Origin of the sequence: Nodosilinea sp. FACHB-141 (assembly GCF_014696135.1) — a bacterium.
Taxonomy (GTDB): domain Bacteria; phylum Cyanobacteriota; class Cyanobacteriia; order Phormidesmidales; family Phormidesmidaceae; genus Nodosilinea.
The window spans coordinates 61,296-75,704 of record NZ_JACJPP010000007.1; the positions used below are offsets into that span (position 1 = coordinate 61,296).

Genomic DNA, 14,409 nt, shown 5'->3' on the forward strand with positions numbered 1-14,409 from the left:
TTATTAAAGGTCCACAGGGGGATATAAACGGTCTATGTAAATTTACTATCTGCGGAATAGAGTAACAAAACTTAGCGATTCCCACAGGGAAATTTTCGCGGATCTTGGCTTATTTGGCCCCTACCGTAAGAAGGGGACGATAGGCTTGAGGAGACGCCTCAGCTGCAAAAGTTGAATTAGGTCAGCGATATCAGGGTTAACAACGGGCTCGGTGTTGGGATCGCGCAGCTGCTCTTGCAGGGCAGCGTACTCTGCTGCAGAAAGCGGCTCTCCGTCAAGGGGCGATCGCGCCTCCGTAATTACCTCTGTGCGCAAAATTTCTTCAGGAATTTCTTCGGGAGGCGGCAGTGCTAGGGCACAATCGCTTAGGACGGCCAACGTCCCTAGACAAGCTAATACGCGATACAGAGGGGGCATAGGTAGGCTGAGTAGCATGGCTTCAGTATTACCATAGTCTGCTGAGACACTGCTAATGGTTCCGTGGCTAGGTCGGCCTTGTGTTAGGCTGCATGGCAGATTTGTGTGTTCGTTGTTTCCCTAAGGGAGGTTGCATGGGTTTTCTACGGTTGTTTCCTGCGGGAGTAGTAGCGCCTGTAGCCTTGGTGGGGCTGCTGGCTGGCCCGGCAACGCTGGTTGCCCGCGCCGATACCGTGCTAGAAGAGGCGGGCACCATTTATCCGGCAGAGTCTACCTATACCTTCGAGGGCACAGCCGGACAGGTGATGACGATCACCCTAGCCAGTGAGGATTTTGATCCGGTGTTGTCATTAACCGGGCCTGATGAGACCGAAATCGCGTCTAATGACGATTTTGGCGGCACTCTAAACTCAACCATTATCATCGAGCTGCCTGAAGATGGTACCTACACTGTAGTGGCCCGGTCATTTTCGGGCCAGGGTGGCGACTATGACCTCGTTGTGCGCACCTCTACCGAATTTGAGGTGACCTATGCTGAAGCCGAGGCCCTGGCTCTGGCCGAAGACTACACTGGCGCCATTGCTGCCTACACTGAGGCGATCGCAATTGACCCTGAGCAGTCTTCAGCCTACCTAGGACGGGCCCAGGCCACGCTAGGGCAGGTGTATGTGGAGCAAGGCGATTTAGTAGAAGGGCCAGAGGATATTCCCTTAGAGGCGAGAGAGTCAGTGATTGCCGATTTTGAGCAGGCCGCTACTCTTTTTGAGGCCAACGGATCCGAAGACTGGGCCGCTTCTCTGCGAGAACAGGCCGAGGTGCTGCGCAATGCCGAGAGTCCGCAATAGGCTGAAACTTTGTAGCAACTTTTCCGGACGAAGTCTCGTCTTAGGTGAAAAGGTGAATGGTAGATGCACCCTGAAAAGTCCCACTGGCTACGGCCAGGGGATTTTTTTTTTGCCCCTGTGTTGGCTTGGCCTGATCAACAGGCCCGTTTGGACAAAAAAAGGGATGCAAGCCGTAGCTCGCATCCCCGATGGTGTTCTAGAAACCTAACCGAAGGGCTGCTAAACCCAGTTATGAGGACACTTTGCGGTAGGGTACAGCGGTGGCGATGTTGATGTCGCCGGTGGATACGCGAGCCGGGGCTGCACCACTGGCTCCAATACTGCGGGCCATGCCAAGGAAGGCTTGAGGGTTGCCAGCGGTAACCTTCTTCTCTTGGGGAACGTACCGCTTGACCTGAGACTGCCACACAATCTGAGGGAAGCCCAACTGATTGCGGTGGTAGGCGTCGTAGCGGGGATTTTTGATGTGGATGGGGCGCTCGCCTTCGGGGCGACCAGGCAGCACTCGGCGCTTTTGATAAGGCACGGTGTTGTAGCCAAAGCTGGTGAGATACTCTTCGCTGTCGAGCAACTCATCGACTAGGCCTTTAATGCCCTTGTTGGCCACTACGATAGACCAAGCAATTTTTTCGCGATCGCTGTACACGTCGCGGCCCAGAATTTTTTGAACGCAGTGCTCAACAAATCTGTAGTTGCTGTTCTTCTCGAAGAAGCTGTTGTAGAAGGTAGGCGACAGCGCCAAGCCACGAATAAAGTCGCGCACGGTGATCTGACCGTTGCGCAGCTGCGACTCCAGAAAGGTCTGGCGATCGCACTTAAAGGCGTGGAAGAACATCTGCCGATAGGCCGCATTAATCAGCGCATCCATGTCGCTGGTATCGTACAGGTCATCGGTGGAGAAAATTCTGGGCTGTTCGTCGCCGCCGATTTCGTAAGCCGCAACGCGCTGATTTTGACTGGACGGGGAATAGTTTAGTAACGGAAGAGACACGTTTGAATCTCCAGAATCTTAGGAAAATTTACAAACTTTAAGGATGATCATACGGGAATGGCTGCCGCGAACCTGAGCAACCTGAGCAAATCAACATAGTCCTTAACATTCCACGGGTGTGGACGCTGTAGCGGTTGCTGTGGCTCAAGGATGGGTCATGCGGTGGGGGATAATTAGCCGGTCAAACTCCGCTTCTGAGACATAACCTAAGGTCAGGGCAGCCTGCTTCAGGGTGAGGTCGTGCTCAAAGGCGTGGTGGGCAATCTGAGAGGCCTTATCATAGCCAATGGCTGGGCTCAGGGCGGTGACCAGCATCAGCGACTGCTGCACGTACTGGTCGATCCGTTTCAGGTTGGGGGTCATACCAGCAACCAAAAACTCAGTGAAGTTGTGGCAGCTGTCGGCCATCAGCCGCGCCGATTGCAGCAGATTAAAGATCATCATTGGCTTGTAGACATTCATCTCCAAATAGCCGCTAGCTCCGGCAAAGGCCACCGCCGCGTCGTAGCCCATGACTTGCACCGCTACCATGGCCAGAGCCTCGCACTGGGTGGGGTTCACTTTGCCCGGCATAATCGATGACCCCGGCTCATTCTCTGGCAACTGCAACTCCGCGAACCCGGCCCTAGGACCACAACTCAATAGACGAATGTCGTTGGCAATTTTGTAGAGCGATACCGCTAGGGTCTTGAGCACGCCGCTGGCCATCACTACGGCATCGTGGGCACCCATAACGGTAAATTTGTTGGGGGCACTGATGAAGGGCAGTCCAGTGATAGCCGCAATGTGCTCGGCGGCGGCTTCTGCAAAGCCAGGTCCAGCATTGATGCCGGTGCCGATCGCCGTGCCCCCCAGAGCCAGCTCGTACAGCCCTGGCAAGCAGCCCTCAAGGCGTTTCAAATTGTCGTCGAGCATGCCCACATAGCCAGAAAACTCCTGGCCTAGGGTGAGCGGTACGGCATCCTGCATGTGGGTGCGACCAATTTTGACGATGTCTGCCCAGGCCCGAGCTTTTTCATCCAGGGCATCCCTCAACCGAGTAACGGCGGGGCTTAGGGTGTGCACGAGAGCCTGAGCAGCGGCGATGTGCATGGCTGTGGGAAATACATCGTTGGATGACTGCGACATATTGACGTGGTCGTTGGGGTGGATAGGGGTTTTGCTGCCCATCTCGCCGCCCGCCTGCTCGATCGCCCGGTTAGCGATCACCTCATTGACGTTCATGTTGCACTGGGTGCCGCTGCCGGTCATCCATACGTGCAGCGGAAAGTGGTCGTCGAGAGTGCCGTCAATCACCTCATCTGCGGCCTGCACAATCAAGTCAGCTTTCTCCTGGGGCAGTTTGCCCAGATCAGCATTCGCTAGCGCTGACGCTTTTTTGGCGATTGCGATCGCATGCACCACCTCCAACGGCATTTTGTCTTGCCCAATGGAAAAATAGCGAATTGACCGCTGGGTCTGGGCTCCCCAGTAACGATCGCTCGGCACAGCGATCGCTCCCATGCTGTCAGTTTCCTGGCGTGTGTGTGGTGTTGGTTCAGCCATTGACGGTATTTCCCAGCGCGCTATTCTCCGATTCAACCATAGGGCAAAGCCCTTGAGTGCCTTTCCACAGAAAAGCTCCGACGACATGGGTAAGTCGCCGGAGCATTGTGGGCAATTTTGAGATGTTGAGACTATCTGACCTAACCCTGCTTTTTGCGGGCTAGTCCAGCGGCGCTTAGGCCCACTAGTACTAGGGCCGCGGTAGAGGCTGGTTCCGGCACGGTCGTGTTCGGTTCTTCGGGAGTGAGGTCACCTTTGGCAACGAAGAACGATGCGTGAGATAAGTCTTTTTGGTCAAAGGTAGCCCAGGTACCGCTGTTGAAGCTGGTGCTGCTGTCGAAGTAGTAAGCGGTGTAGGCGTTACCGGCCTTAAGACTAATTACAAAAGGACTGGTCACGGTCTCGGCTAGGCTCCAGGTGCCGCTGCCTTTGCCGGTTTGTACCCAGCTAAAGCCATAATCATTGGGGCCAGAGGAGTTACGACCACCTTCGTATTTACCATCGAACACCCAGTCGTCTCCTAAGGTGCTGTCGAGGAAGGCAGTAAGGTCAGCGCTGATGCCGCTGGTGACATCGTTGCCGGATGAAGTCATGCATTGGCTGTAGCTGAGGGAAGACCCTCCTGCCAGAGGGTTGCTGGTCACCGAACCGCCAGAACAAGCAAAAGCAGAAGTCGGTTGGCTAGTCGTCGTTACAGGGGGGGCTGCGGTTGTGGTCGGTGCAGGGGGAGTTGTGGTAGTGGTCGGCGCAGGAGGAGGAGTTGTAGTGGCAGTGTTGCCGTTACCGTTGCCGTTACCGTTGCCATTGCCATTGCCTTTAACTTTGGCTGATGCTTCGGGAGCAATTGCCCCTAGCAGGCTCACTAGCGCTAGGGCAAGTCCTAGGGTTTTAAACATTTTCATGCAGAGCAAATCCTCTTTAGGTAGGCACTGTAGGCAGTAGCCATAGACGAAAGGGGGCGTTTGCGTCTGATGGTCTCTCCGAGACAGATATAGGTTTTGGGTGTACTTCTTTACTAAAACACTCTCCGTAATGAAGTGTGTAGGTCAAATTACGGAGCTTTGGAGCAGTTCACCAAGACTTTATGGTGAGCCTAACGGCGGCGCTGTTTGCTGACCATTTTGCGGGAGAGCCGCAGGTTGATGGCTTCGCGATCGGCCCAGTCTTGCAGCACTCGCAGAAAAATATGCTTGTCTTGGCCCTGAAGTACGGCGGTTTGGTCGGCGGTTTCAATGCTGTAGGGGTAGCCGCCGCCGATAATCACCTCGCCTCTCACCCAGTTGAGGTATTGAGTAATATGGCCGCTTTCCCACATCCACCGCGGCATTTCAAGCCTTACGGGATGACCGTCGCGAGTGGTTTTGAGATAGGTGAAGGCAATTTGATCGCCGTAGTCGTTGTACTGATCCAAAACGCCGCCGCGATCGCACTGAAACACGGCGCTGCGATCGCCCCACTCCATCAGCCGGGCTAGCAGTTGGGCATCATGAATGCCCTCGGTGGCCTCTAGCCCATAGACGTGGTGCAGCATCGTGGTCAGGTCGCGGGCGTAGGAGGTATCCACATAGCCCACCAAGGGGACACGGCGGCGATCGCTGGCTTCTAGCAGCGAAAGAATAGACTGCACGTAGGCAGTTTGGCTCTCCTGGTCAAAGGCTTCGGCAAAGGTGACCACCAGCGCCCCGTCGAAAAATACCAGGGTGCGCTCTGGGTCTTGGCAGGCATTAATGTATTCCACTAGCCGTGCCACTTCCATTTGAAAGCGACGAATGTTGACGCGGCGTTCTACGGGTTGGGCAGGGTTTGGCCCCAGCTCGGAGGGGGTCATGAGGTCGACCCGCACGTCCTTTTTATAGGGGCGGGTGGCACTGTGGGGGTTCTCAAACCAGCCAATTTGCAGCAGCGCAATCGGGATAGAAATATCTTTGCCAGGGGAAATTTGAGAGCCATCCACCGCGAAGGTGGTGATGTCTTCTAGGACGGTCTGCACCCACTGGGCGCTCTGTTCACGGTTCGTCCAGCGATCGCTCACCGGGCCAGATTCCGTAAAGAAGAACGGCAAGATGCCCTTTTCAGCGGCGATCGCCTCTAAGGGACGAGCTCCCACCGGCCCGGTGAGGTTGTCTAACTGAGCGAGCTGCCTGGTGTGTGGCAGGGCGGCAAACTCAATCCACGCTCGATTGTAGGCGTGCATCAGCTCAAACTTAGCCCGACTGAAGGCGCTAAAGGCATCTCGCTTTTGGTCGAGCAGGGCTTTAATTTGGCTGGAACTCACTGGCATAACCCATCCATTGCTGAGAACACCTGTATTAACGGCTGATTCTAGCGGGTTTGCCGTGGCTTTGTCACGCCGGGCTCTTGGAGTTATAGCGATCGCAGGATTATAAATGTATTTGTGGTTGATGCTAGAGTGCGGTTACCTATCTACTCTTGCGATCGATCAAGCGAGGTAGAGCCAGCATTTCTGACTTCAAAGTTCAGTATTCTTCACCAGGTCTGCAGGGATTGGCCTCGGGCAGTCTAGAGATAGAGCAATCAACCTCAAAACACTATGGCCCTCAAGCTTTATCTGTTGGCATCGCTGATGGTTTTTCTTCTGGCCATTGGCTCATTTTTGACCGATCCATCGAACCCCAAGAGCCGCCTCAGCAGCTGGGCTTTTCTGGGTTTGGCCGTGGCGCTTAGCCCGATTACTCTGCCTAATATGCTGATTAAGCGGATGAGCAAGCCTCGCTCATCCGCTCCCATACGCATGTCATCCTCTAGAGCCTGAGGCAAAAACACCCTTTCAGGCTCTAGAGCTAAACCCAGTGCTAGTGGTGATGATGACCGTGATCGTGGCTGTGACCGTGATCGTGTCCGGGTAGATGGTGGTCGTGGGTATGACCGTGATGACTGTGCACCGCCGCCGCCTGGGAAACCGCTAGGGAAGGATTGATCGCTAGGGCGTCTTCTTCCAGCAGATCGGCGATGTGCTTGTCGGCCCAGGTGGCTGCCATAGCTAGGAAGTCGGGGCGATCGTTAACGCAGGGCATTTGCACATAGGTAACGTCGGGGCGCTTGCGGCGTAGCCCTTCGATAATGTGCTCGACATCCAGCAGGGTTTCGTGGTTTTCGGTGGCGAAGCCGATGGGCATAAACACCAGGGCGGTGGCTCCCAGATCAATTAAGTTACGGGCCGCTAGGTCAGCGTTGGGCTGGGTCCACTTGATCAGCGGGGTGTCGTGGTTGAGCCAGCCTACTGAGATCAATGGGTACTTGTAGATCAGGCGATCGCGCACTTTGTCATAGAGCTTTTGGCTCTCGTCAATGCCGGAGGTAAAGCCCTTGGCCTCGTGGGGGCAGCCGTGATTCATCAGCACAATGCCGGTTTGGGAGGGTAGGTGGGCCACGGCCAGGTGGTCCTTAATTTTTTCTTCGACCATGGTCGCCAGGAGGTCGATGTAGTCAGGCGCGTCAAAGAAAGAAGGAATGTAGCGCGTACCCTGGACCCAGTGCTCGGTGCCGTCGGACAGTTTGACTAGAGCCTGGTTGACCTGCTCGATCGCAATGCCGCTGGTGAAGATGGAGTCAACCACCAACAGGGGATAAATCAGCAGCTTGTCGTAGCCCTCTGCTTTGACCTGCTCCAGCACCTGGTCGGGTAGGAAGGGCTTGCAGAAGTTGAAGGCTTTGAACACCTTGACGCGATCGCCCCAGCGCTCTTTCAAATTGGCCTCGATGCCGGCCCGCTGGGCCTCAAAAATAGCGTTGTGGGGAGAGATAAAGTTGCCGTGCTGGTGGCTCCACTCGTGGAGGTCGAAGGCGGCCAGCACCTTGGCCAGGGGAGGGTAGACCCAGGTTGGTACGGGGGCAAATTTTGCTGTTAGGAGGTTGAGCGCCTGCTCGTTGTAGTTGGCAAAGTCTTCGTAGCTTTCGACTTCGCCGTAGCCCATCAGCAGCACCGCTACCCTGCTATCGCCAGAGGATGTTGGGTGGGAGTGAGATGCGGATGTCTGAATAACATCAGGGGTTGCAACCATAGTGCTTGCTCTTTGGAGGTGTATCTTGTATAGGCTAACATCCTCCCCTGGGGGATAACATTAACAAAACCAGCAAGTTACATAGACCTGAAAGGGTCTTTGCACCTGGGTCTGCCTGTGTGGGCATGGTACTGAAGCAGCTCGCAGACCTACTATCCCCCCAAGGGAATATCTATTGGCTGGTGGCAATTTCGGTACTGATCGCTTCGCGAATTGCCTCCAAAAACTCTTGCTCCAGGTAGGGCTTGGTAAAGTAGTCGGTAGCTCCCAGCTGCATGGCCAGCCAGCGGTGCTTGTTGTTGCTGCGCGAAGTCAGCATCAGGGTGGGAGTTTGGGCCAGGGCCGGGTTTTGGCGGCGGGCGGTGAGAAACTCAAAGCCATTCATGTTAGGCATTTCAATGTCGCAGACCACCAGACCCACGGAGGGGTTTTGCTCTAGCTGCTCTAGCCCTTCTTGGCCATCGCGGGCTTGCAGCACTCGGTAACCTGCCCGCTCTAGGGAAAGCGCCAGGGTGCGGCGAGAGGTGACGGCATCGTCAACTACCAGCACCGTGGTGGCTGGGTGTAGGGCTGCCTGGGGAATGGGGTCGGCGGGCAACAGGGGCGTGGGGTGTTCTAAGTCTACCTCCGAGGCATAGGTAGCAGGACGGCTGAGCAGGTCATCCAAGAACGCTTGACCGTCGATAACAGGGATGACACTGCCATCGCCCAAAACGGTGCAGCCGTAGGCGTAGGCAGGCGGGCTGAGGGCTGTGCCAAAGGGCTTAATTACCGACTCCTGCTCGGTGACGAGGCGATCGACCTGGATGGCAAAGTGACGGTCGCCCCGAGCCAAAATTAGCACCGGAGCTTCCCAATCGGCGGGGGAGGGCACCGCCGCTAGCACCTGACTCAGAGGTAATTCGGGCCGCAAGCAGCGGTAGGAGAGCAGATTGCCGAGGCCGTAGATAGGTACCCGCTGGTCGTGCCAGCTCAGCCAAGTCTGATCAAGGTCTTGGGTTAGTTGGTCAGGGCGGGGCACCAAGATCTCGGTAATGCTGTCGCTACGAAAGGCGATCGGAGTAGACCCCACAAAGCAGATCAGCAGGTTGACGATGCTCAGGGTCATAGGGAGCGATAAGGTAAACCGGGTACCTGCCCCTGGCACCGACTGGACGGTGACAGTGCCCTTGAGCCGCTGCATTTGGTCGCGCACCACGTCTAGACCAACCCCCCGTCCCGACAGATCGCTGACCTGCTCGGCAGTGGAAAAACCCGGTTCAAAAAGATAGCGAGAGAGCTGGTCGGGGCTGGCGGCGCTGGCTTCCTCGGTCGAAAGCCAGTTTAAATCTACCAATCGCTGGCGCACGCGCTCTAGGTCTAGACCCCGGCCATCGTCGCTAACCTCAATGGCAATCTGGCGGCCTCGGTAGCAGGCTCCCATGGTGATCTGACCAATCTCGGGTTTGCCGTGGCAGCGGCGTTCTTCGGCGGTTTCTAAACCGTGGTCAAAGCCATTGCGTAGTAGGTGTAGCAGGGGGTCGTAGAGTTTTTCTAGCACGGCCTTATCGACCAGCAGAGCGGTGCCTCCGAGGGTGAGATCGGCGGGTTTGCCGTAGGTATGAGCGAGGTCTCGCAAAACTCGGGGAAAGCGATTGAGCACCTGGCCCAGGGGCACCATCCGGGCGTACATCAGGTCGTCTTGTACCTGGGAGAGCATTTTGCGGTGCTGCCCCAGCAGCTGATCGGTCTGGCGGTTAAACAAAATAATGTCGGCGGCGGCTTCTTCGAGCTGCACCATTTCCTCAAGCAGAGTTTGGGTGTGGGTGTAGAGGGCCGTGTAAGTGTCCATTTCCAGGGAATCGAAGCCCAAGGGGCGGGCTGGAGCGGCCGGGGGCACAGCGGGAGTAAACTCGCCGATGGTGACGGGCTGGCGATTGGGAGCAATCAAGATTTGGTCGGAGACGCCTTGCAGTTGTTCTACAGTGGCGCGCACGCGCTCGAATCGGCTGACCAGTTCCTTGAGGCCGAGACGGATTTGGTTAGTTTGCAGGGCTAGGCCGTTGCGGTTGATGGTGAGTTCGCCGAGCTGGTTTTCGAGGCGGGCGAGGCGTTGGGTGTCGACACGGACGGTGAGGGAGGGGGAGATTGAGGGAGATTGGGGGGGTGGGGAAGGTGGGGAGGGAGAGAGGTGAGGAATCGGAGCCTCATCTGGGGCTGAAATATTGCTGTCAGCAGATGTGGCCTCAATAAACATGGCCTCGATGGCAGGTACGGGGCTAGAGCTAGGGGCGCTGGGATGGTTGAAGGGGATGGGCGTTGGCGCATCAGATGGGCGGAATTGCTCTAATAGTGGTATGGGTTGGTCGGGATCTGGAACTGGCTGGGACTGGATCAGCCATGCCAGGGCATCGACATCCGAGGGCAGTTCCGCATTCCAGTCGCTGGCTATTAAATTGTCATCACCAAAAACGGAGGTTAGAAACTGCTCTGAAACCGGTTCTAGGGACAGCTCTGAGGCTGGTGCTAGGGGAGAATCTGCAATTGATGCTGGGGCTACTTCTAAGGTTGATGTCGGAAGCAGGGCCTCGGCGGCTAGGGCTTGCAGGGCAGCGGAGGGTTCACCGCCCGTGGTTGAACTGGCGGTCAAGACGGCGGCGCGGCCTTGAGTAAAATCTGCCACGGCCAAGCGAGTAATTTCTATCGCCTGATCTGGGTTTATGGCTAAGGCCTGGAGAGCAGTTTCGGCAATTTGGGCAAACCCAGGCAGATCGAGCAGTTCGGCAAAGCCCATGAAGATCTCGGCCTGGGCGCGCAGTTCGCCAGCGACTTCGTGGGCATTGGGCTGCTCTAGTACGTGGGTCAGATGATCTAGCCCTTGCTGCACGTCCACTTCAAAGATAGAGGTGGCCATATCAAACCCCAGGTCTGAGGAACTGGGGATGAAGTTCTCGGTTTCAACCATGGCGCTGGCGAGGCGGTGCTCCAGATTTTGCAGAATGGGGTCTGCCTGGGCGAGGGCCTGCTCTCCATCGAACGCGCCCTCGGTGAGCTGTTGAGTAAGGGGCAGTCGCAGGCAATCAAAGGCTTGCAGGAGCTGGTTTTCTAGTTCGCTATCGATCGCCACAGTGTCGCTATAGAGAGCCTTGAATAGAGCCTCTAGGCGGTGGGCTAGGGTTTTAATCGGCTCTAGCCCCACGCTGGCCGCACCCCCCTTGAGCGAGTGGGCCGCCCGCATGATCTGGTGAATCTCGGCGGTGTCTCGCTGCGATCGCAGCCCCAACAGCCCTGACTCAATGGTGTGCAGCAGCTCGGGAGCTTCTTCGAGGAAAAATTGATAGGCCTGGTCGCGGATGTGGGGGGGGGTTGGCATGGGAGGGGTGGGGGAGATGGGGAGTGGGCAGGTGGATGGGTGGGGAGGTTGATGGGGATGTGGATGGGGGCAGACGGTGATTACCTATGGGGGGATGAGAGAGGTAGGGGGTGCAAGGAGGGATAAGGGGGGAAGCGATTCGTTTCCTGTGGACTTATGGATTTATATGGAGTTGGCTGAAATCTACCCATCCACTCCCTACCCTCCACCCGCCTACCCGCCTGCCCACCTACCCCTCCACCCGCCTCTAGCCAACCTTGAACCGACCGACCTCCTCCTGCAACACTTGGGCGACGGAGCGCAACTGGGCGAAGGAATCGGATACCTGATTGGCGGCGGTGGAGTTTTGGCTGGCGGTGGTGGCGGCGCTGGTGATGGTTTCGCTGACTACTGCAGAGGCTTGGGTTTGAACGACGGTGGCGTCGGCGATCGCGGCGACCAGGGCGCTAATCTGGCGGCTGACGGCAGTGATCTGGTTGAGGCTCTGGCGGGCTTCATTAACTAGCTGGGTGCCGGTAACTACCTGCTCGGTGCCAGTTTCCATAGCAGTGACGACGGCGTTGGTCTCGGTTTGGATGCTGGCCACCAGCTTTTCGATTTCGGTGGTGGCTTCGGCGGACTGGCGGGCTAGTTCGCGCACTTCCTCAGCGACTACAGCAAAGCCTTTGCCGCCTTCTCCGGCGCGGGAGGCTTCGATGGAGGCGTTGAGGGCGAGCATGTTGGTCTGGGCGGCAAAGCCGCTGATCAGGTTCACCACGTTGGAGATTTTTTGGGACGATTCACCCAGGCGCTTTACTTTTTTGGCGGTGTCGGCCACGGTTTCGCGAATGGCCAGAATGCCGTCTACGGTGCGGTTCATGGCGTCGTCGCCCTGGGCTACGGTCTGCTCGGCTTCGAGCACGGCGGCTTCGGCTTTTTCGGCATTGGTGGCGACTAGGCGCACTGAGCTGGCCATCTCTTGGACGCGATCGAGGGCGGCCAGCATGGCTTGGGCCTGCTGATTGGCTGACTCGGCCAAGTCGTGCACGGAGGTTTGGTTAACGTCGGTAGTGGCGGCCACTTGGCGGGAGGCGTCTTGCACCTGCACCACAATTTTTCGCAGACTGGCGATGGTGGCGTTGTAAGAGTCTGCCAAGGTGCCAATTTCGTCCTCGGTAACCTGGGCGCGCACGGTCAGGTTGCCCTTACTGACAGGATCCACGTCCATCAGCAGCTGTAGGGCGCTGCGCTGGAGGCCTTCTTTGATCTGCCGCTGTTCCTCGGCCAAGTTGCGGGTGCGCTCGATCAGGTTTACCCGCTCCATCACTAGGCCCAGCTGTAGCCCCAGCTGTTTGAGAAAGCTAATTTCGGCCTCTTGCCAGGGGTGCACGGCTTGGCAGTGGTGGGTAATCAGCAGGCCGTAGAGCCTGCCCTGACCAACGATGGGCACCCCCAAAATCGATTTGACCTGGAGATTTTGCAGTAGGGCTTGGTGCTCGGGGTGAAAGGCAGCATTGGCGACGTTATTTTCGAGCAAGATGCCTTCGGCCTCGTACTTAGCACGGGTTTCAGCGGGAATACAGGGATCGCCAAGCTGTTGCTCCAAGGCGCTAGGCCAGTTGGCCTCTACCGATTCGGCCACGATCGCGCCACTCCAGTCGGGGTTGAACTGGTAAATGACTACCCGATCGGAGGCAAGAATATCGCGGGCCTCGGACACCAGGCGTTCGTAGACGGGCAGCAGCTCAGCAGAGTCAACAATTTTGGCTCCGGTAATGGCAGCAGCCAGGTTGGCCCGACGGGTATTGAGGGTCTGCTCTCGCAGAAATCCCCGCACTCGTACCACCAGCTCATTAAAGGTTTGGGCCAGGGTTTGAGCTTCAGATGACCCAACCAGGTCGGCCTGGACATCGAGATTACCCTGCGAGACTTCCTGGGCGTTGCCTGCCAGGGCGTTGAGCGGTGATGAAATTTGCTGGGCTACGGTTCGGGTTAACAGGGCGGCCACCCCACCCAACACCAGCCCCAATAGCCCTAGGGTAATCAGGTTTTCGCGGCCAGCAGCGCGAATTTCGGCGATGTCCATCGATGCGATCGCTACCCAGTTGAGCCGGGGCACCGTTGCTAGCGAATACTGTTTGCCCTGGTAACTAAAGTTGGCTACTAGGCTTTCTGCACTATCAGCAGTACTCACCGCCGAAACTTCCAGATTTCTGACTGGGAAGGCTGAGTTGAGCTGCTGTTGCAGATCATTGGGGGCGACCTCGGCTTGGGCGGCTTGGGTGATAGCGGTGGCCAGCTTACTCACCACCTCGCCGCCGACTAAGTTAAGCGATCGAGGTGTTAGCGCTGCTTCTTGGCCTTGCTCGCTAAAGGTGGCCAGCACATAGTTAGAACTGGGTTCGAGCAATTGCACCTGCTGAGAGCCTTGAATACCAGCGTTGACCAGGTATTCGTTGAGCTGCTCAAACTCAAGGGCGGCGGTGTTAATAAAGAATTTCACTGCGCCTAAAAATTCGTTGCTGTTGGGGTCGCGAATGGCTTGGCTAAAGTCGAGGCCTACTTGAAGAGTGGACGCATCGTAGCCGGGTTGACCAAACCAAAATCCATCGCTTTTAGCCCGTTCCCACCAGTCTTCGCCTGCCTGTACAAAGTCACCGGGAATGCTGTTGTAACCTACATTGAGGCCGTTGGCCTCGGTGACAATGATCTCGGCAAATTGCTTAATCTCAACAGTCTGGGACAGGTAGTCGTTAAAAGCGGGGTTAGTAGCTAGCTGCTTGGTGACAATAAACTGCGTTTCTAGGGTCGCTTCGGGCTTTTGTAGCAGCTTTAGATTGGCTGTTAGCCGGCGATCGCGACGAACTTTGTCTAAAATTAGTGGGTTTTGAGCAAAAACTTGGGCAAAGGCAGTTTGCTCAAGCAGGTTGAGGCCCACGTTTTCACTCGTCAGCACGGCCTGCCCCTGCAAATCTTGGGTAATAGTGGCGCGGGTACGGCCTTGGGTAAGGGCATAGGTGATCAGACCCCCAATCAGTAGTGGCAGCAGACTCAGTGGCAAGACCGTAGAGAGCAGCTGCTGCCGCAGACTGCGCCCAGCAAAATACTGTCTAATCGCGTTTTGAGGTTGGGCCTTACCGAAGTTGGCACCCCCTACGCTGTTGGCTTCCACCGTTAGAGGCTGTTGGCGGGGGTGAGATAGCGACGGAACTTGAGTCATAGCAAATAACCTTAGGAGTTCAACGTAGTCGGTTAGAA

General features: G+C 56.6%; 9 protein-coding genes. 1 reads left to right on the plus strand and 8 read right to left on the minus strand.

From position 1 onward, the window contains the following. Positions 1–120: 120 nt before the first annotated feature. Positions 121–417: a hypothetical protein gene (locus H6F59_RS03775; RefSeq protein ID WP_190695313.1), complete on the minus strand. Its 297-nt coding sequence runs from the start codon at positions 415–417 to the stop codon at positions 121–123. Between the two features lie 134 nt (positions 418–551). Here H6F59_RS03775 and H6F59_RS03780 point away from each other — a divergent pair, with 134 nt between their 5' ends. Beyond that, positions 552–1,262, plus strand: a complete 711-nt coding sequence (locus H6F59_RS03780) for a pre-peptidase C-terminal domain-containing protein (RefSeq protein WP_190695317.1) — start codon at positions 552–554, stop codon at positions 1,260–1,262. 229 nt (positions 1,263–1,491) lie between these two features. Here the strand turns inward: H6F59_RS03780 and H6F59_RS03785 are convergent, their stop codons facing one another. The 7 genes from H6F59_RS03785 to H6F59_RS03815 all read right to left on the minus strand — a co-directional run bounded on the left by H6F59_RS03785 (position 1,492) and on the right by H6F59_RS03815 (position 14,371). Then, positions 1,492–2,253, minus strand: a complete 762-nt coding sequence (locus tag H6F59_RS03785; RefSeq protein WP_190521626.1) for a phycobilisome rod-core linker polypeptide — start codon at positions 2,251–2,253, stop codon at positions 1,492–1,494. 144 nt (positions 2,254–2,397) lie between these two features. Next, positions 2,398–3,798, minus strand: coding sequence for a class II fumarate hydratase (gene fumC / locus H6F59_RS03790; protein ID WP_190695319.1), 1,401 nt, complete (start codon positions 3,796–3,798; stop codon positions 2,398–2,400). 140 nt (positions 3,799–3,938) lie between these two features. Continuing rightward, positions 3,939–4,700, minus strand: a complete 762-nt coding sequence (locus H6F59_RS03795) for a PEP-CTERM sorting domain-containing protein (protein ID WP_190695322.1) — start codon at positions 4,698–4,700, stop codon at positions 3,939–3,941. 191 nt (positions 4,701–4,891) lie between these two features. Further along, entirely contained in the window at positions 4,892–6,079 is a 1,188-nt protein-coding gene (locus H6F59_RS03800; RefSeq protein ID WP_190695324.1) for a DNA double-strand break repair nuclease NurA, read from the minus strand. A 532-nt stretch (positions 6,080–6,611) separates the two neighbouring features. After that, positions 6,612–7,820 (minus strand): ferrochelatase, encoded by a 1,209-nt coding sequence (locus tag H6F59_RS03805; protein WP_190695327.1) that lies wholly within the window; start codon positions 7,818–7,820, stop codon positions 6,612–6,614. Between the two features lie 172 nt (positions 7,821–7,992). After that, positions 7,993–11,172 carry a response regulator gene (locus H6F59_RS03810; protein WP_190695330.1) on the minus strand — a complete coding sequence of 1,060 codons (3,180 nt, stop codon included), beginning with the start codon at positions 11,170–11,172 and terminating at the stop codon, positions 7,993–7,995. 247 nt (positions 11,173–11,419) lie between these two features. Then, positions 11,420–14,371: a methyl-accepting chemotaxis protein gene (locus tag H6F59_RS03815; protein ID WP_190695333.1), complete on the minus strand. Its 2,952-nt coding sequence runs from the start codon at positions 14,369–14,371 to the stop codon at positions 11,420–11,422. Between the last annotated feature and the right edge of the window lie 38 nt (positions 14,372–14,409).